Source organism: Pseudogracilibacillus sp. SO30301A (assembly GCF_037072025.1).
Classification (GTDB): domain Bacteria; phylum Bacillota; class Bacilli; order Bacillales; family Amphibacillaceae; genus Pseudogracilibacillus.
This window is the reverse complement of record NZ_JAXHDD010000004.1, coordinates 20499-39267: the sequence shown is the minus strand read 5'-3', so window position 1 is coordinate 39267 and position 18769 is coordinate 20499. Positions and strand designations below refer to the sequence as shown.

Below are 18769 nucleotides of genomic sequence, written 5' to 3'. Positions count from 1 at the left end.
CCATCCATGTAAAGAGCAATCCACTTTTTTAGATGATTGCTCTTTTCTATTTTTACAGAAAGGACGTGAAGTCATGAAAAAAATAAGAAGTTACACCAGCATTTGGTCGGTAGAGAAAGTCATTTATGCGATTAATGATTTACAACTCCCTTTCCCCATTACCTTTACGCAAATGACATGGTTTATTGTCTCTCTGTTTGTCGTCATTCTCTTTGGTAATCTGCCACCTCTTTCTTTGATTGACGGTGCTTTACTCAAATATGTGGGGATTCCTGTTGCTCTAACTTGGTTTATGTGCCAAAAAACTTTTGATGGAAAGAAACCTTATGGATTTTTAAAGTCCTTGATTACCTATGTCCTACGCCCAAAAGTCACCTATGCTGGTAAACAAGTGCGTTTGCAAAAAGAAACGCTCAATGAATCTATTACGATGGTAAGGAGTGAACGATTCAATGGCATATCCCATTAAATATATAGAAGATAATCTCGTATTTAATCATGATGGCGAAGTATTCGCCTATTATGAATTAATCCCCTATAATTACAGTTTTTTAAGTTCAGAAGAAAAAGGACAAGTCCATGATAATTTTCGCCAACTGATTGCCCAAAATCGGGATGGCAAGATTCATGCTCTGCAACTGGCAACGGAATCTAGTATTCGAGCCACCCAAGAACAATCCAAAAAAGAAGTCACAGGACGATTAAAAGAGGTGGCTTACCAAAAAATAGATGAACAAACCGAAGCGTTAGTTTCTATGATTGGCGACAATCAAGTAGACTATCGCTTTTTTATTGGTTTTAAACTCTTGCTGAATGAACAGGAAGTATCGGTTAAAAATGTTGGGAAAGAAATTCAAAAAGCTTTTGCAGAATTCTTTCATGGCGTGAATCACAAATTGATGGGTGATTTTGTTTCTATGCCTATGGCAGAAATCGAACGTTTTTCTAAAATGGAACAGCTATTGGAAAGTAAATTATCCAGACGCTTTCAAATTCGCAAATTGAATCCACACGATTTTGGCTATATTCTTGAACACCTTTATGGGCAGGCAGGAATACCTTATGAAGAATATACGTATCATTTGCCCAAACGATATGAAGGCAAAAACGTTTTGCTAAAAAAGTATGATATTCTCAAACCCACACGTTGCTTGATAGAAGAAAATCAACGCTACTTGCGGATTGAACAGGAAGAACATACGACCTACGTTGCCTACTTTACAATTAATTCTATTGTCGGCGAATTAGATTTTCCTAACAGTGAAATTTTCTACTATCAGCAACAGCAATTTACTTTCCCCATTGATACCAGTATGAATGTTGAAATTGTCGCCAATAAAAAAGCCTTGTCTACCGTTCGCAATAAAAAGAAAGAATTGAAAGATTTAGATAGCCACGCATGGGAAAGCGACAACGAAACCAGTACCAATGTGGTAGACGCTTTAGAATCTGTTGATGAATTAGAAACCAACTTAGACCAAACCAAAGAATCCATGTACAAACTAAGCTATGTGGTACGGGTATCAGCAAAGAACTTGGACGAGCTGAAACAACGTTGTGATGAAGTAAAAGATTTTTATGACGATCTGTCTATCAAATTAGTACGACCTTTTGGTGATATGCTAGGCTTGCATAATGAATTTATCCCTTCCAGCAAGCGATATATCAATGACTACATTCAATATGTCACGTCGGACTTTTTGGCTGGATTGGGTTTTGGAGCAACGCAAATGCTTGGCGAACATTCGGGCATTTATGTTGGTTATAATCTCGATACTGGCAGAAATATTTATCTCAAACCGAGCCTTGCCAGTCAAGGCGTGAAAGGTTCTGTAACGAATGCGTTAGCGTCTGCCTTTATCGGTTCATTAGGTGGAGGAAAATCATTCGCTAACAATATGTTAGTTTATTATGCGGTACTCTTTGGCGGACAGGCAGTCATTGTTGATCCAAAAGCTGAACGTGGAAAATGGAAAGAAACCTTGCCAGAAATTGCTCATGAAATCAATATCGTTAATCTGAGCAGTGAGGAAGAAAACAAAGGACTACTTGACCCTTACGTTATCTTAAAACGAGCCAAAGATTCAGAAAGTCTGGCTATTGATATTCTCACCTTCTTAACAGGGATTTCGAGTCGTGATAGCGAAAAATTCCCTGTTCTCCGTAAAGCGATTCGGAGTGTGACCCAAAATGAACAACGAGGATTGTTATTAGTCATAGAGGAATTACGAAAAGAAAATACGCCAATCAGTAATAGCATTGCTGACCATATCGAAAGTTTTGTCGATTATGATTTTGCCCATCTTTTATTTAGTGATGGACATGTCTCACAATCTATTAGCTTGGAAAAACAACTCAATATTATTCAGGTGGCAGATTTGGTGTTACCTGATTCCAATAGTTCTTTTGAAGAATATACGACAATGGAGTTATTAAGTGTGGCTATGCTGATTGTCATTAGCACCTTTGCTTTAGACTTTATCCACTCTGACCGCTCCATCTTTAAAATTGTTGATTTGGATGAGGCTTGGAGCTGTGCGAAACGTTCGCAATTGAAAAGATTGCGCACATTCTCGAAGATAGCTGCTTAAAAGCAGTTAATCAAAAAGAAGAATGGAGAACTCTTAACTTGAGAAGTGGAATGAAGGAGTAACGCCCTGAAACGCTTCCTCTAATCCTCCGACATGCAGTTGTCTTGTGCAAAGAACACTGTATGAAGCTCGGTGAAGTCGGCAGAAAACTACCGAATTAAATGGCTCGTCATTTAACGAAAGTGTCCTAGAGGTAGGATATGTGGTTGATATGCCGGGAGTCATTAAAAACAGAATATGGTGAGAATGTTCCATAAGGAACTGACGAACTGGCGAATGTACGCTCTGAAGACTAGCATATAGAAATGTATGCATGACAGGCTTGAGGATAAGTAAAAATACGCTCCTATGAAAGTCCTTGATGTGTTACAGGCACATGATAAGTCTGTGGGGTAAAGTCAGCACCTAACCTCTGTATTGATAAAGTTAAGGGAACGTTGAAAGCTAAAGACGTGGAGGTAAGCATAACCAGTGAAGCATTGAAAAGGAAAGCATAACTTTTCTTAATCTTTAGTGAGAGTAGTGGCATGACCGTAGATGATTCTGTAATGGAATCGGAGGAATAGCCACAAGTCATTTATTTATTGAATAAAACTTAATCACTACTCATGGATTCTAGTAGGACTAAAAAGGTCACGAATCTGATGAGAGGAGTGATAGACCATGAAACAAACCGTTAGAGAAGAAATTGTTCTAAAAGATAACAAATTGCGCTATGCAGAATACTATGGAATGACTGAAATTTTCGATGAATTGTATGAGAAAAGCACCCAAGGTGCTTCATTTAAAAGTCTAATGAATATTATCATATCAGATGAAAATATTCAGTTAGCTTATCGTACAATCAAGAGAAATGGCGGGAGTAAAACAGAAGGTGTGGACGGAGTTTCTATCAAAGATATTGAAAAACTCCCTTATAATACTTTTCTGGAAATAGTAAAGAAAAGATTTCAATATTACACACCAAGAAAAGTGCGTAGAGTTGAAATTCCTAAAGCAAACGGAAAAAAGAGACCTTTAGGTATCCCCTCTATGTGGGATAGAATTACGCAACAATGTATTCTACAAGTGCTTGAACCAATTTGCGAAGGTAAATTCTACAAACACAGTTATGGTTTTAGACCTCAACGGTCTACAGAAAACGCAATAGCTATGTGTATGTACCGAATGAATCAAAGTCGATTAAACTATGTAGTTGATGTAGATATTAAAGGATTCTTTGATAATGTTCATCACGGAAAACTTATGCGCCAAATTTGGACTATGGGGATTCGTGATAAACAACTATTGGTTATTTTAAGAAAGATGTTAAAAGCACCTATTATTCTTCCAAATGGTGAGACTGAAATCCCAACAAAAGGAACTCCTCAAGGCGGCATTTTAAGTCCCTTACTTGCAAATATTAATTTGAATGAGTTTGATTGGTGGATTGCCAATCAATGGGAGGAACGTACTTGTCGGGAATTAAAACCTCACTACAATAAAAAAGGCTACTTGGATAAAGGGCATAGTTTTGGAAAGTTACGAAAGACTACGTCTTTGAAAGAAATGTATATTGTGAGGTATTGCGATGATTTCAAAATATTTTGTCGTACAAAATCAGATGCTCACAAAATATACCATGCAGTCAAACTATGGTTGAAAGATAGGTTAAAGCTTCCAATTTCAGAGGAAAAATCTCAGATAACCAATTTAGACAAAGATTCTAGTGAATTTCTAGGATTCACATTGCGGTTAGTTTCAAAAAGTGGCAAGAAAGTTTGTCATTCACATGTTGCGCCAAAAGCTCTTAAACGCATTAAACATGATCTTAAGACACAAGTAAAGCAAATAAAGAAAATGGACAAGCGCAGATATGTTGTACGGGAAATAAGAAAATATAATTCCAAGATTATTGGAATACATCAATACTATTCCCTAGCCACACATGTAAACTTAGATTTTGAACCACTTAATTATCAACTATTAACTACTATGTATAATTTACTTCGGAAACATGGATTGACTAAAAAAGGTGAATACAAAGGTCACGACAAAGGAATCAAGAAGTATTTGAAATCAAAACAAATGCGCTATTTACTTGATTACCCTATCTTACCCTTAGGTTATGTTCAGATGAGAAAACCAATGTTAAAGAAACATGCATATAACAAATATACACCTGAAGGCAGACTGGCGATTCATCGAAAACAACAATCCGTTCCAGAATGGAAAGTACAATGGTTACGACAACATCCAGTTATAAATGAAAGAGCAAGTATTGAATACAATGATAATCGAATTTCTTTATTTGTCGCACAAAAAGGCAGATGTGCCATAACAGGGGAAGAACTTTTCTTAAATGACTTCCATTGTCACCATAAAGAACCTTGGATACTGACACAGAACGATTCCTATCGGAATCTTGTCCTTGTTCAAAAAGAAGTGCATACACTTATTCATGCGACAAAACCTGAAACCATTCAACGATTATTAAAACAACTTTCTTTATCAAGTGAAAAACTGGAGAAATTAAATAAACTTCGTAAATTGGTTAAAAACGATGAAATACCAATATCAACAACAGAACCACCAATAGAACAAATAGTATTCTTCTAACGAATGATAGATTAAGAAAAATGAATTCAATAAATAAATGATGGAGCGCCGTATGAGGTGAATAGTCTCACGTACGGTGTGGAGCGGGGGAAAATCTAGAGATAACTTCAAAGGATTACCTATCGCTATTTTTGCAAGTGGCACAAGGAAAGACGTTATCTATGAAGCTGGTGCGTGCTGGACGTGCCATGAATGCAGGAGTCTATTTTGTTACCCAAAACGCCGACGATTTACTAGATGAAAAGATGAAGAATAACATTGGCTTAAAATTTGCCTTTCGTTCTACTGACTTAGTAGAAATCAAAAAGACATTAGAATTTTTCGGTGTGGATAAGGAAGATGAAAACAATCAGAAATGCTTGCGTGAATTAGAAAATGGACAATGCTTAATGTCAGATATTTATGGTCGTGTAGGCGTTATGCAATTCCACCCGATTTTCGAGGAATTGTTACATGCCTTTGATACCAGACCACCTGTGCGAAATGAGGTGGAAGCATGACACAGAAACAAAAGAAAGTCCTTCGCTATAGTTGGATAACACTCCTTTGTGTGAGCGTTATTTTTCTGTTGTTAGGCATAATTGGCAATGCAGTACAAGCCACAGGGTTAGTGGATGAAACCATTAATACTAGCAATGAATACTCCAAGTACAGTTTAAATCATTATCAGCTTGATTATTATGTGGATAATAGCTGGGGATGGCTTCCGTGGAATTGGAGTGATGGGATTGGGCAATCGGTCATGTATGGACTGTATGCCATTACCAATTTCATTTGGACAATCTCACTGTATCTCTCCAATGCTACAGGTTATTTGGTGAAAGAAGCTTATGCCTTAGATTTCATTAGTCAAACGTCCCAAGCTATCGGCGAAAACATGCAAACCATTGCAGGCATTACACCGAGTGGCTTTTCCAGTTCAGGATTTTATGTGGGCTTCTTGCTTCTTTTTATCCTGATTGTTGGAATCTATGTTGCTTATACAGGACTGATTAAACGAGAAACAACCAAAGCGATACGAGCTATTTTAAACTTTGTTGTGGTGTTTATCCTATCAGCTTCCTTTATTGCCTATGCTCCCGATTATATTGGGAAAATTAATGATTTTTCTAAAGACGTCAGCACTGCCAGCTTGGATATTGGTACAAAAATTGTACTTCCCAACACGGATAGTCAAGGCAAAGACAGTGTGGACATGATTCGTGACAGCTTATTTTCCGTTCAAGTCAAGCAACCGTGGCTGTTGCTTCAATATGGTTCAACGGATGTAGAAGCGTTAGGGGAAGACCGAGTGGAAAAACTGTTATCTACTAGCCCAGACGCCAACAATGGCGAAGATAGAGAAAATGTAGTGATTGAAGAAATTGAAGACTATGAGAATACCTATTTAACCTTGCCGAAGACCATTTCCAGATTAGGAACAGTCTTCTTTTTGTTTGTGTTTAATATTGGTATCTCGATTTTTGTCTTTCTCTTAACAGGAATCATGATCTTTTCGCAAGTGTTGTTTATTATTTTCGCTATGTTTTTACCAATTAGCTTTCTTTTAAGTATGTTGCCTAACTTTGATGGCATGGGTAGGCGAGCCATTACCAAGTTATTTAATGTGATTATGACAAGGGCAGGTATTACCTTGATTATTACCGTTGCCTTTAGTATTTCCACTATGCTTTATTCCCTGTCAGCCAGTTCTCCCTTCTTCATGATTATGTTTTTACAAATTGTGACCTTTGCAGGGATTTATTTTAAACTGGGCGATTTAATGAGCCTGTTCTCTTTACAAAGCAACGATTCTCAAAACATGGGCAGACAAGTCTTTCGCAGACCTCGTCAAATGATGAATCGGCAAACCAGAAGATTTCAACGCAGTATGAGTAAGATTTTCCGTGGAAAAGCAGGGTCAACGAAACAAAAAACAATGACAACAAAGCAGAATCAAACCAATAAAGCCAACCATACTCGTCAAAATGAACGGACTACACCAAAGAAAGAAATAGCACTTTCCAATGAGAAAAAGCAACAAGGCGGTATCGGGCAACGATTAGGTGAAAAGACAGCCCATGTATTGGACACGAAAAATCGCATTGTCGATAAAGGGAAGCAGGCAAAACAACAGATACAGGCGACACCAACCCATGTCAGATATGCCCTTCATCAAGGAAAAGAGAATGTCACTCATAATGTAACAGACTTTAAACAATCGATGGCAGATACCAAAGCTCAACGCAAACAACTGCGTATGAATCAGCAGGAGCAAAAACGAAAGAACATTGCTCAAAAGCGTTTGGAACTGGATAAAGCAAAAGAAAAAAGACGAAAAGGAAAAGAAAAACCATCATCTCCTGTTCAGAAAAAACAGCAAAATTTGAATAAACGTCAGCAAATCGTCACGCCTATTTTATCACAAAACTCTGAACGTGAAACTCATCAGCAACCGTTGAAACAAACCAATCCTTCAAAGAAAACGAAAAATCAGCAACAACTACCTGTGATACGTACCCAACGACCATTGAAAAAAGAACAAAAAGAAAAGACACCCACCCCACCAACTAAAAAGCCAGTACAAAACCAATTGAACCAGAGGAAGTTTAATAAAAGAACGGATAAGAGAGGTCAACAAACATGAAGCTAAAAATAACAGTGATTTGTAGTGTGGTCTTCTCTCTCTTCTTTTTTCTCTTATTGTTTATGGTCATTTTCTTCGCAGATGATACGGACAGTGGTGGAAGCAACAATGATTCTTCTATTCCACAAGGCGGTGTGACCGTTTCGCAAGAAGTATTGGCACATCGCCCGCTAGTTGAAAAATATTGTAAGGAATATGGCATAGAAGACTATGTTTCTTATATCTTAGCCATTATACAAGTGGAATCTGGCGGTACAGCAGAAGATGTTATGCAAAGTTCCGAGTCTTTGGGCTTACCGCCCAACAGTTTGAGTACAGAAGAATCTATCAAACAAGGGGTTAAATATTTCAGTGAATTATTAACCAGTGCGGAACAACAAGGCGTTGATATCGACTCCGTTATCCAATCATACAATTACGGCGGGGGCTTTTTAAATTATGTGGGGAATCATGGGAAGACATATACCTATGAATTAGCTGAACAGTTTTCCAGAGAGAAGTCAGGTGGCAAAAAAGCAGACTATCCCAATCCGATAGCCATTCCTGTAAATGGTGGTTGGCGATACAGCTATGGGAATCAATTTTATGTTCAATTGGTTTCGCAGTACCTAACCACTACTTCCCCAACAGAGTTTGATGATGAAATGGTACAAGTCATCATGGACGAAGCCTTGAAATACGAAGGGTTTCCATACGTCTTTGGAGGGGCGTCACCTACTACCTCCTTTGATTGCAGTGGCTTAATACAATGGGTGTATGACAAAGCAGGCATTACCCTCCCACGTGTCGCCCAAGATCAGTATGACGCTACGCAAGAAATTTCTATGGAGGAAGCCCAAGCAGGCGACCTTATCTTCTTTCACTCGACCTATAATGCAGGTACGTATGTGACCCATGTTGGAATTTATGTCGGCAATAACCGAATGTTCCATGCAGGTGACCCAATTGGTTATGCAGACCTCAATAACAGCTATTGGCAAAGCCACCTTATTGGGGCTGGACGTGTTATCCATCACTAGAAAGGAATGAATCAAATGATTATTAAAATTGAACGAAAAGAAAAAACAGAGAAACCTAAAAAGTCTAAAAAAACTAGAAAGCAACGAAAGATTCCTACGATTAAAGTTGGCACGCATAAGAAACTAACCTTTGTCTTATGGCTACTATTGCTTGGCAGTGTCGGGTTTGGAATCTATAAAAATTTTACCGCCATTGACACCCACACTGTCCATGAAACCAAAATCATTGAACAACAAATGGTGGATACCAATCAAGTGGAAAGTTTTGTAAAATCCTTTGCGAAAGATTACTTTTCATGGCAACAATCCCAAGAAGCTATTGATAAACGAAATAAAAAATTGACCCATTATGTGACCGAAGAATTGCAGATGTTAAATGAAGACATGATTCGTAAGGATATTCCCACTAGTTCTAGTGTAAACGATATACAAGTGTGGCAGGTTTCCCAAGTCAATGAGAACGACTTTGAGGTACTGTTTTCCGTTGAACAAGTTATTACCGAAGACAAAGACAAGGAGACTGTATCTTCCAGCTTCCATGTGGTTGTCCATGTAGATGAGACAGAGAATATGGTCATTATCAAAAATCCAACAATGAGTAAGAAACCAGAAAAATCGGATTACCAACCAAAACAGCTAGAAATCGACGGTATGATTGATACGGAAATGACAGATGAACTTAATAGTTTTTTAGAAACGTTCTTCCAGCTCTACCCTACTGCCACAGAAAAAGAATTGACTTACTATGTAAGTAATCATGCGTTACCTGTGATTAATAAAGAATATGTTTTTGAAGAATTGGTGAACCCTATCTATACCAGAAAAGATAACCAAGTTATAGTGAATGTGGCTGTGAAATATTTAGACCAAGAGACAAAAGCGACACAAATATCACAATTTGAACTGATATTAGAAAAGCAGGAAAATTGGAAGATTGTCAAATAAAAATGAAAAGGCTTGTTCATAATGGCAAGCCTTTCTATTTCCGTATTGAATTGGCTCTTTTATCTAGTAATCATTCGTTTCACAGGAATATTATATTAAATAGATTTATTCAAAACCTAGATATAGATATACACCTAAAATAGCGTTAAAAATAGTCACAGAAAAAACACTGAATCTTTCTGGAATCCCAAAATATTCAGCAGGAGCAAGACCTGTCCCAAGAGCTCCGATAAACATTAGCAGTAACGATAGTAGAGCAAACATTGAAAGTCGTTTATAGTTACTCGTTTTAATTCCGCCAACAATAATAAATAACAATGAAATAATGGATAATAAGACAACGACTACTGTAATCACGTAGATGTGAATAATATCTTGCATTGTCCCAGCATTTCCACTTGAAGACAGTGGAAACATTGTATAACCAACATTGGAAATCCATAACATCAGTGCAAAGAGGTAAATCCCTATACGTAGTTTTCGATTTAATTTTCCTTGCATATACACACAAACTAATGTAATACTGACCACTCCACAAATACCATACAAGCTAGCTAATTGATTCCATAAAGTTAAGGAAGGAGCGTCACTGGCACTTAAGTCACTGACAGCTTGTGCTTGCCAATTATAGTCGGGGTAAGCAAGTGGTGCAAATAAAACTGCCATCGTATATGAAATCAAACTGACTACACTCAATAATCCCAAATAATTAATCAATGTTTTTTTCATTACAATCCCTCCTGTTATTATCAATTATATCATTTTCATAGTAAAACAAGAGATTATTAGCTATTTTGATATTATTCGTTTAAACGTATATAATAGAATATATAAGGAGAGATTATATGGACTATATTTCAATAAAAGAAGCAGCAAAAAAATGGAATATTTCTGAGCGTCGGGTTCAAAAATTATGTCAAGAAAATCGAATTCCTGGAGTAATGCGTTTTAGTCGTGTATGGGCAATACCAAAAAATGCTGAAAAACCTACAGATGCAAGATTAAAAGAACAAGATGATTTGAGAAAAAACCAAAAATAATGAACTTTAACGAAAATAAAGGAGTTGTTAAGATGTGAAAATATTAATACTCGAAGATGACAATACGATTGCTTTTGCTATTCAATCTTATATGAAACGCTTTGAAATAATAACGGATATCTTTGATTCATTAAAAGCAATTTCTAATGTAGACATTCATGACTATGATTTAGCAATTTTAGATGTAAATCTCCCTGATGGTTCAGGTTTTGATTTTCTTAAATATATACGAGAATATTATGATATACCAGTTGTAATGCTGACAGTTAGAGATAGTGAAGAAAACATCTTAAAGGGATTTGATTATGGGGCTGATGAATATGTCACAAAACCATTTTCATTACCAATTTTAAAGGCAAGAATTGATAATATATTTAAGAGGAAGTTTCAAAATGGGGAAAATCTTACCTATAAAGAACTAGTTCTAGATATTGAGTCTAAAACAGCAAGAATTGATAGTAAAAATGTTGAATTAAATAGGCAAGAGTTTGATGTACTTGAAATATTTCTCCTTAATAAAGGACTCAATATTACTAGAGAACATTTTATTGATTCTGTATGGGGATATAATCTGTATGAGATCAACGACAATACATTGACAGTAACAATAAAACGATTACGAAACAAATTAGGAGCTTACGGAGATATGATTAAGACTGTACGCGGGATTGGATATATGTGGGAAAGTGAGGATACATGAAGAATAATAAAATATTTTTAGGAATTGTTGTTTCTAATTTTATTCTGTCTATGTTTGTTGTTTTTATCAGCCCGAGATTCGATGTTGTCACTGCGTTTGGTCTTCTCATTGTGAATATAGTTTTATTTTTGTTAATCAAATTATATGACATTAAGCAGAAACAAATGATAAATAAAAAAATTCACAGTGTTTTCGAATTAATAAATACACTAGACTCAGATATAAATAACTATGAAATTGTTGATGATGAATTTGGGCGATTAAGAGATGAAATTATAAAAACCGTTCTTGAAAAAAGACAATCAGCTACAGAAGCAACAAAAAATAGAGATATCTTAAAGACATACACAGAGGATATTGCTCATCAAATCAAAACACCCCTTACAGGAATATTGCTTATGTTGGATTTAATAGATGGAGAACCAGCTAATGTAAAAGAATATGCACTATATATAAGAAATGATGTGAATAGATTATATCAATTAACAGATATTCTTCTTAAAATGGCGTCTTTGGATTCTGGTATCGTACCAATGAAGAACGAAAATTTTAGTGTAAAAGAATTGATTGTCGATGTTAAAACAAGTTTAGAATCTTTTTTTGCAAAAGAGGATTTACCAATTATTATAAAAGGTGATGATTTTACTTTATTTCGTGATAGGCAATGGACATATGAGGCAGTGTTTAACATCATTAAAAATGGTTTAGAGGCTTCGAGCGAAAAAGGTGTTGAAGTAGAATTTAAAATATCAACTATTTATCATAGTATACTTGTGAGAGATTTCAGTGAAGGACTTTCATACAAAAGGTTACAGAAAAACTATACAAGGTTTTATAAACCGAACCCTAAAACGAAGGGATTTGGCATTGGACTTCCTATGGCAAAATCAATTATGGAAAAACAAAATGGAGAATTATTATATTTTAGGGAAAGGAAATCAAATTATTTTGAATTAAGATTTTACAAATAGAAATCCTATAATTTACTGATGTTAAAAATAGCTATTAGACTAAATTGATATTTGGCAGACTTTATGTCTGTCATTTTTTTGACTTGAACGTTTTTAACATATTTCCTTCCAGAATTTATATTGAGTCACTTTGCAGTCACATAGCTATGGTATTTTTAAAGTGAAATAATTTTAGGAGGGTTTTATGATGAGCCTTGTAAAAGCAAAGAGTTTGACAAAAACCTATGATTCTACAGTTAGTGTTACTGTCTTATCTGATGTGAACTTTCAAATGGAAAAAGGGGAATTAATTTCAATTATTGGTGATAGCGGTTCAGGAAAATCAACGTTTCTTCATTTATTAGCTGGCGTAGATACACCAACAAGTGGGGATATCTTTATTCAAGATAAAAATATTACAAAATTAAGCAAAGAAGATTTAACTGTTTTTAGAAGAAGGAATATTGGTGTTATCTATCAATTTTTCAATCTAATACCTAATATTTCCGTTAGAAAGAATATTCTACTTCCATTACTACTGGATTCCCGAAGAGAAGACAAAGATTATTTTAATGAAATTATATCTACATTGGGTATAGAGGATAAATTAAACCGTTATCCCAAACAACTCTCGGGGGGAGAACAACAACGAGTTGCCATTGCTAGAAGTCTGATTACAAGACCTGCCATCATTTTGGCTGATGAACCTACAGGAAACTTAGATAGAAAAAATTCAGAAGAAATAACAGCTTTATTTAGACTTGTAAACAAACGTTTCATGTCAACCATCATGATTATTACTCATGATGAAAAAGTCGCTACCTCTTGCGATAAAGTTTATAAAATGATTGACGGCAAATTACAAGTGATGGAGGAATGAGATTGCTATGAAAATTATTAATGAACTTTCAAACTCTGCAATTAAAAATAATAAAAAAGATACATTAGCAACTAGAATCTCTATTCTTATGGCTGTGATATTGCTTGGGACGATTGTATTCATTATCGGGTCAGTAAAAGCAGATAACTATAATAATATTAAATCCATGATTGGAGATTATCATGTTTCATTTTCAGGAGTTGATGAAGAAATATATGATTATCTAACAGCTTATGAAGAAATAGATCATATTGAATTTGATAAAATTATTGAAACAGATATGGATGAAATTATTTATGAAAAAAGCCCAGATTACTGGAATACGCAAGATTTTGAAATAGTACAAGGAAAAAAACCATCTAAGGAAGGAGAAGTGATAGTTCCATCACGTTTATTGGCAAAAAATCACATATATACGATTGGATCAGAATTAGATATTGATAATACAAAGTACGTTATTGTTGGTGAATATGACGATCATTCATATAGTTTTGAGGAATCTATTTTCTTAGGTTATTTGGAAAATCCGACAAAAGAAAATTTGTTTCAAAATAATGTAGGTGTGCAAGCATATTTGTGGTATGACTCTCCAAGAGATACGTATACGCTCACGGAACAAATACTAAATGAATTTCAGATTAATGAATATGAAGCGAAGAATTCTGGAAGGTTATTCTATAATACTGATATTTTAGAATATAAAATGATTTATCCATCGGGAATTATTCCACCTAAAAGTGTAATGGTAGACGCTATTGAAACCTATGGAGCTTGTTTCTTATTAACAATTCTTTTTGCCGTAGTGATTTATGGTGCATTTAATGTGTGGAATAGTCGAGATGTTAAAGAACTTGCATTACTTAAAAGTGTTGGAATGACAGAAAAACAAGTAAAAAAAATGGTACGACTAAAAGTTTTAAGGCTATCTATGATACCAATTCTAGGTGGTACAATCATCTCTTATGGTGTTGCCAATCTCCTATTATATTTATTCTGGTTGAATAATTCTTTTAGTTATCAAAAACTATCTGAATTATTTGGAGAAAGAATGCAAGCTTCTGATTTTCATTTGATTGGAATATCTGTACCTTCAATACTTTTAATTATAGGTTTATCTTTACTTACAGTTTATTTTTCAGCATTGATACCAGCTAGAGAAAGTGCAAAGTTGCGTATCATCGAAGGATTGAATGGTATAAAGGAGAAAAAAACTAGATATGGTACTTCTCAAATTAGTGGAAAAATTGAAACATCTCTAGCCAAAGATTATTTCAGATCTTATAAATCTACCTATAGGACAATTATTTTGGCTATGATTATTTCATCTGTGGCTATAACAAGTACGCTTGTTTCACAATCATATAGAGCATTAAACATGGAATATGATCATTTCAACAATCCCTATGACTTTACTTCAAGTATTTACACAGATTCTGAATTAGATGATGAAATGGTAAGTAAAATTAATGATGTAGAAGGTATTGATGAACTACATGTCTATCAGCATAAAGATTTTAAATTCTTTTTGGAGGATAATGAAAAATTTATATCTAACGAATTATCTAATGCTTTGGTAGATGGCGAAAAAAGAGCTGATGATATGTATGTAAGAATATACGGATTATCAGATAATGATTATAAAAATATACTTAAAGAGAATTCTTTGGATAATGATGAAGGATATATTCTTTTGAATAAAACACCTCAGAGTAACTTCATTCCTTATACCTTTAGAGAATATATTCCTTTGACTGAGGAAGATAATGAAATTGTTGTTAGATATAATGCAGAGGGTAAAACTATGAATATACCTATTAGTGAATATATTGATACTTTCCCTTATGAATTAGATGTGCATGGTGAGAGTGGTGTATATATTTTTACAACTATGAATAAGTTGGAAGAATTTTTTGAAGAGAATGGAACTGATGAAGGAGATCCTGTAAATTACTATACCATACAGTTAAAAGCAAATCAGGATTTAGCTAAAGTGTCAGATGAAAGCGAACGTATTATATCATCATTCATTCCAGAATCAGATTATTCTACAAGCACTATTTTACTAACAGAAGCTATGAACAATGAACAAATAAGAAATGAACATCTTTTGAATGCAGGTATTCAGATTATTATGCTTATTATTGCATTATCCAATGCGTATAATAGTTTTCATGGGAATCTTAGAGCAAGAAAAAGAGAATTTCAACTTTTATCTACTATTGGTATGACAGAAAAGCAAATAAAGAAAATGATTCTATCCGAAAGTAGGTTCCTTTTTACGAAAACATTCATAGCTTATATTGCAGTATTCATTGGAATCGTAATTGCACGTGTTTATCGAAGTAATTATGGTTTTGGATTTGGATTGAAAGAATTACTATCAAATATAAATTACATTCCAATAATATTAGTGTTTATAATCACTTTACTTGGTGTATTGTTCGCAATTCGTAGTAGTATTCAGACTATATTTAAAGACGATTTAAATGACACTATAAGAGAAATTTAACAAATCATCTGATAAGACTCCTTTTGTACACTTTAAATTCAAAAGCTTCTTATATCCCAAGATGGAAAGGAAAATCATAATGGTAAATATAAAAGAAAAATCAAATAAAAACCAAAGAATGTTAACTATGATTTTGTTTGGGATTTATTTAGTTGTATTAATATGGATTATATTATTCAAAATGGAGTTTTCTTTTACGTATTTGTATAGTACGAGAGAAATTAACTTAATTCCTTTTGGTGATTCGGTCATCATTAATAATAGGGTTTATTTATCAGAAATTTATATGAATATCATAGCTTTTATTCCATTTGGAGTTTATATAGCTATGTTGAAGCCAAATTGGAATTTTATTAAAAAGGTAGCACCTATAGCGTTAACCAGTTTATTAATAGAGATATTGCAATTTACTTTTGCTATAGGTGCAGCTGATATTACCGATTTTATAGGAAATACACTAGGGGGAGTTATTGGGCTTGTTATTTACCTAATCGTCTACAAATTATTTAAGGCTAATATAAAGGTCAATAAAGTTTTCAACATTATAGCACTGATTGGAACGATTGCGTTTATGGTATTCGTTGGATTAATCTTTTTAGCTAATATTTAAAAAAGCTATCGTTATACAACAATTCGTTGCGATTGTTGTATAAAAACGGAGAAATTTTCATTCCTCCATTTCATGAGATTCTATAATTCCATTTGCTAAGGATTCCATTAACATTAGCTCTTTTTCATTGAAGCTGTCCATTTGTTTCTCAATCCATCTACGCCTAGTCCCTTTGACGTTATTTGTATTAGGTAAGAAAAACTCATCAACAGACACATTAAGTAATGATACGAGATCGTATAGAACCTGTATACTAGGGTGTTGTCCTTTGTTTTCGATATTTGTTAGATAACGTGGGTCAATTTCAATTTTTGATCCCACTTGTTCACGTGTTAAACCTTGTTTCATTCGAGCTTCTTTTATCGCAAGACCAAACGCTCTAAAATCGTATTTGTCTTCTTTTTTACGCATAATAAACCACCTTTATACATTTTACTGTTCCTATTTCATTAGAAACAGGTATAGAAAAACACATAGTAAGGTTTATTAGTACCTATTATTTATGCAGTACAATGGAAAAATACTGTTAGGTTAAAAGGTAATAAAAAAAACCGTTATCTAACAGTTCTTTTTCTATGCTTTAAATTAGCATGATAACCCCTATTCGATTGATGACGGTTTGAAAAAGCCGTCGTTTTTCTTTTAAGACACTTACAAGTTACTCTTCCAATCATTTTTAGAAATTTGACGGCTCATAGGAGGTAGCCGTCATGAAATTCATCACTTCTCAACGCTATTTATTTTTAACCTCTGTATTAAAAAAGTGCTTCCATCTTCCCTAGATACATATGCCTACCAATGTGGTTTTTTAAGACATATACAGCGAATTAATAAAACACATAAACAGATTAGACTGTCTGCTTATGTGTTTTTTTGTGTGCGAAAAGATATTTTTCAACTCTTTTTATTAGAAATGCAACAAACAGCCCTTTCGTGTCGGGACTTAGTACGAAAGGAGATAACAGAGCAAGGCTCACTTCCTTTCATGACAAGAAAGGGGGTGAAAAATGATGAAGCCATCTTCTTTTCAAGAAACCATAGAAAACCAGTTTGACTATATCTGTAAGCGGACTATGGAAGATGAACGTAAAGATTACTTCAAACATCTGTCAAGACTTTCAAAAAAAGAAGTTTCCTTTTCTGATACAGGCGATTACCTTGTCAATCAGTTTGCTACTGTAGATACGTATGCTAGCGACTTTCAGCTATTTACGTTAAACGGTTTTGGTGTTCGTGTGGAAAGTGATTTGCTAAGTGAAGCCTTACGAAATTTATCAGAGAAAAAGCGTGACATCATATTGCTTTATTACTTTTTGGATATGAGCGATATGGAAATTGCAGAATTATTGAAATTAAACCGCTCTACCGTTTATCGTCACCGAACAAGTGGACTAGCTTTTATAAAAAACTTTATGGAGGAGCATGAAGAATGAAAACAAAATATCCTGTGGTTCCCTTCTCCCTTATTGTAAAAGCGACAGATGGCGATACAGAAGCCATTAACCAGATTGTGAAGCATTACAGAGGTTATCTCTCTAAACGCTCTCTTCGCCGAATGACAGATGAATTTGGGAATTCGCACATGATTGTAGATGAAACCCTTCGTGGCAGAATGGAAACCAAACTTATTACTAAAATTTTAGCATTTGAAATTAAATAATTCTAACTCTTTTCGTGGAAGCGTGTTGAATCGTTCCCACGCTTCCCGAATAGGTTTGTTTATCTATCCAAGCATACTGCTTTTCAGTATGTTTGGACAGGCGAATAAGCCACTGTTCTTTGACAACTGAATAAAGCAATTAAATACGTTTCGATAAGGAAAGAGCCGACGAACTAATACGCCATGACCTTGAACGATAGCGAGCGATACCTGTTAGTGCTTCGTAAGTAATCTTTAGAACGGTTACTGCTATGACTTTCTTATCGTGATAATGATACTCCCATACAGCCACAGTCCGAGCGTGATAGAAACGTCGCAGGCAATGGGTATGGCTACATGAGAACCATGTAGGGGTGAAATTCCCGTGAGCTTTGCTAGAGCTGTTTGATTGCTTGTAAAACAATGTCTTACAAATAATTGGAAAGGAGGATTCTATGAAACAAATAGATGTACCCATTTGGGAACGTTATACCCTAACGATAGAAGAAGCTGCAAAGTATTTTCGGATAGGTGAAAACAAATTGCGTCGATTTGCAGAGGAAAACAAACATGCAAGCTGGCTCATCATGAATGGTAATCGTGTGCAAATTAAGCGGAAACAATTTGAAAAAGTGATCGATAAATTAGATGTTATTTAGTCG

General features: G+C 34.7%; 16 protein-coding genes and 2 pseudogenes. 16 read left to right on the top strand and 2 right to left on the bottom strand.

The genetic code is table 11. The annotated features are described in order from the left end of the window. The first annotated feature begins 73 nt into the window (after positions 1 to 73). The 7 genes and pseudogenes from SPD89_RS03660 to SPD89_RS03630 all read left to right on the top strand — a co-directional run bounded on the left by SPD89_RS03660 (position 74) and on the right by SPD89_RS03630 (position 9779). Positions 74 to 469: a conjugal transfer protein gene (locus tag SPD89_RS03660; protein ID WP_336260603.1), complete on the top strand. Its 396-nt coding sequence runs from the start codon at positions 74 to 76 to the stop codon at positions 467 to 469. Beyond that, positions 453 to 2564 (top strand): annotated as a pseudogene (locus SPD89_RS03655) (ATP-binding protein); the annotation flags it as partial. The gene SPD89_RS03660 and the pseudogene SPD89_RS03655, both read left to right, overlap by 17 nt. A gap of 690 nt (positions 2565 to 3254) precedes the next feature. After that, positions 3255 to 5189 (top strand): group II intron reverse transcriptase/maturase, encoded by a 1935-nt coding sequence (ltrA, locus tag SPD89_RS03650; protein ID WP_336260601.1) that lies wholly within the window; start codon positions 3255 to 3257, stop codon positions 5187 to 5189. Positions 5190 to 5311: 122 nt separating this feature from the next. Continuing rightward, positions 5312 to 5689: pseudogene (locus SPD89_RS03645) on the top strand (ATP-binding protein); the annotation flags it as partial. Next, positions 5686 to 7815 carry a CD3337/EF1877 family mobilome membrane protein gene (locus SPD89_RS03640; protein WP_336260600.1) on the top strand — a complete coding sequence of 710 codons (2130 nt, stop codon included), beginning with the start codon at positions 5686 to 5688 and terminating at the stop codon, positions 7813 to 7815. The pseudogene SPD89_RS03645 and the gene SPD89_RS03640, both read left to right, overlap by 4 nt. After that, the gene (locus SPD89_RS03635; protein ID WP_336260599.1) at positions 7812 to 8834 is read left to right on the top strand and encodes a bifunctional lytic transglycosylase/C40 family peptidase; all 1023 of its coding nucleotides are present in this window, start codon (positions 7812 to 7814) and stop codon (positions 8832 to 8834) included. Before SPD89_RS03640 ends, SPD89_RS03635 begins: the two co-directional genes overlap by 4 nt. Positions 8835 to 8849: 15 nt before the next feature. Beyond that, positions 8850 to 9779, top strand: a complete 930-nt coding sequence (locus SPD89_RS03630; RefSeq protein ID WP_336260598.1) for a conjugal transfer protein — start codon at positions 8850 to 8852, stop codon at positions 9777 to 9779. Between the two features lie 105 nt (positions 9780 to 9884). On the opposite strand, the gene SPD89_RS03625 is transcribed toward SPD89_RS03630, so the two are convergent. Continuing rightward, positions 9885 to 10508: a DUF998 domain-containing protein gene (locus tag SPD89_RS03625; protein ID WP_336260597.1), complete on the bottom strand. Its 624-nt coding sequence runs from the start codon at positions 10506 to 10508 to the stop codon at positions 9885 to 9887. Between the two features lie 116 nt (positions 10509 to 10624). Here SPD89_RS03625 and SPD89_RS03620 point away from each other — a divergent pair, with 116 nt between their 5' ends. The 6 genes from SPD89_RS03620 (at position 10625) to SPD89_RS03595 (ending at position 16468) form a co-directional block, all read left to right on the top strand. Then, on the top strand, positions 10625 to 10819 hold the full coding sequence (locus tag SPD89_RS03620; RefSeq protein ID WP_336260596.1) for a helix-turn-helix domain-containing protein: 195 nt from the start codon (positions 10625 to 10627) through the stop codon (positions 10817 to 10819). A gap of 34 nt (positions 10820 to 10853) precedes the next feature. After that, on the top strand, positions 10854 to 11519 hold the full coding sequence (locus tag SPD89_RS03615) for a response regulator transcription factor (protein ID WP_336260595.1): 666 nt from the start codon (positions 10854 to 10856) through the stop codon (positions 11517 to 11519). Beyond that, on the top strand, positions 11516 to 12490 hold the full coding sequence (locus tag SPD89_RS03610) for a sensor histidine kinase (RefSeq protein ID WP_336260594.1): 975 nt from the start codon (positions 11516 to 11518) through the stop codon (positions 12488 to 12490). Before SPD89_RS03615 ends, SPD89_RS03610 begins: the two co-directional genes overlap by 4 nt. Positions 12491 to 12677: 187 nt before the next feature. Next, positions 12678 to 13349, top strand: coding sequence for an ABC transporter ATP-binding protein (locus SPD89_RS03605; RefSeq protein ID WP_336260593.1), 672 nt, complete (start codon positions 12678 to 12680; stop codon positions 13347 to 13349). A gap of 7 nt (positions 13350 to 13356) precedes the next feature. Then, positions 13357 to 15858 (top strand): ABC transporter permease, encoded by a 2502-nt coding sequence (locus SPD89_RS03600; protein WP_336260592.1) that lies wholly within the window; start codon positions 13357 to 13359, stop codon positions 15856 to 15858. Between the two features lie 79 nt (positions 15859 to 15937). After that, a complete protein-coding gene (locus tag SPD89_RS03595; protein ID WP_336260591.1) occupies positions 15938 to 16468 on the top strand; it encodes a VanZ family protein in 531 nt (176 codons plus the stop codon). A 57-nt stretch (positions 16469 to 16525) separates the two neighbouring features. On the opposite strand, the gene SPD89_RS03590 is transcribed toward SPD89_RS03595, so the two are convergent. Beyond that, entirely contained in the window at positions 16526 to 16879 is a 354-nt protein-coding gene (locus SPD89_RS03590) for a helix-turn-helix domain-containing protein (protein ID WP_336260590.1), read from the bottom strand. A gap of 599 nt (positions 16880 to 17478) precedes the next feature. On the opposite strand from SPD89_RS03590, the gene SPD89_RS03585 reads away from it, so the two are divergent. The 3 genes from SPD89_RS03585 (at position 17479) to SPD89_RS03575 (ending at position 18766) form a co-directional block, all read left to right on the top strand. Continuing rightward, positions 17479 to 17901, top strand: a complete 423-nt coding sequence (locus SPD89_RS03585; protein WP_336260706.1) for an RNA polymerase sigma factor — start codon at positions 17479 to 17481, stop codon at positions 17899 to 17901. Further along, on the top strand, positions 17898 to 18128 hold the full coding sequence (locus tag SPD89_RS03580; protein WP_336260589.1) for a helix-turn-helix domain-containing protein: 231 nt from the start codon (positions 17898 to 17900) through the stop codon (positions 18126 to 18128). The genes SPD89_RS03585 and SPD89_RS03580 overlap by 4 nt, the downstream gene beginning before the upstream one ends. A gap of 434 nt (positions 18129 to 18562) precedes the next feature. Further along, on the top strand, positions 18563 to 18766 hold the full coding sequence (locus SPD89_RS03575; RefSeq protein ID WP_336260588.1) for an excisionase: 204 nt from the start codon (positions 18563 to 18565) through the stop codon (positions 18764 to 18766). The last annotated feature ends 3 nt before the right edge of the window (positions 18767 to 18769 follow it).

Bases quoted from the DNA above. Each gene is read 5' to 3' on its own strand.
- SPD89_RS03660 (WP_336260603.1), top strand. From the start codon at position 74: ATGAAAAAAATAAGAAGTTACACCAGCATTTGGTCGGTAGAGAAAGTC.
- ltrA (WP_336260601.1), top strand. From the start codon at position 3,255: ATGAAACAAACCGTTAGAGAAGAAATTGTTCTAAAAGATAACAAATTG.
- SPD89_RS03640 (WP_336260600.1), top strand. From the start codon at position 5,686: ATGACACAGAAACAAAAGAAAGTCCTTCGCTATAGTTGGATAACACTC.
- SPD89_RS03635 (WP_336260599.1), top strand. From the start codon at position 7,812: ATGAAGCTAAAAATAACAGTGATTTGTAGTGTGGTCTTCTCTCTCTTC.
- SPD89_RS03630 (WP_336260598.1), top strand. From the start codon at position 8,850: ATGATTATTAAAATTGAACGAAAAGAAAAAACAGAGAAACCTAAAAAG.
- SPD89_RS03625 (WP_336260597.1), bottom strand. From the start codon at position 10,508: ATGAAAAAAACATTGATTAATTATTTGGGATTATTGAGTGTAGTCAGT.
- SPD89_RS03620 (WP_336260596.1), top strand. From the start codon at position 10,625: ATGGACTATATTTCAATAAAAGAAGCAGCAAAAAAATGGAATATTTCT.
- SPD89_RS03610 (WP_336260594.1), top strand. From the start codon at position 11,516: ATGAAGAATAATAAAATATTTTTAGGAATTGTTGTTTCTAATTTTATT.
- SPD89_RS03605 (WP_336260593.1), top strand. From the start codon at position 12,678: ATGAGCCTTGTAAAAGCAAAGAGTTTGACAAAAACCTATGATTCTACA.
- SPD89_RS03600 (WP_336260592.1), top strand. From the start codon at position 13,357: ATGAAAATTATTAATGAACTTTCAAACTCTGCAATTAAAAATAATAAA.
- SPD89_RS03595 (WP_336260591.1), top strand. From the start codon at position 15,938: ATGGTAAATATAAAAGAAAAATCAAATAAAAACCAAAGAATGTTAACT.
- SPD89_RS03590 (WP_336260590.1), bottom strand. From the start codon at position 16,879: ATGCGTAAAAAAGAAGACAAATACGATTTTAGAGCGTTTGGTCTTGCG.
- SPD89_RS03585 (WP_336260706.1), top strand. From the start codon at position 17,479: ATGAAGCCATCTTCTTTTCAAGAAACCATAGAAAACCAGTTTGACTAT.
- SPD89_RS03580 (WP_336260589.1), top strand. From the start codon at position 17,898: ATGAAAACAAAATATCCTGTGGTTCCCTTCTCCCTTATTGTAAAAGCG.
- SPD89_RS03575 (WP_336260588.1), top strand. From the start codon at position 18,563: ATGAAACAAATAGATGTACCCATTTGGGAACGTTATACCCTAACGATA.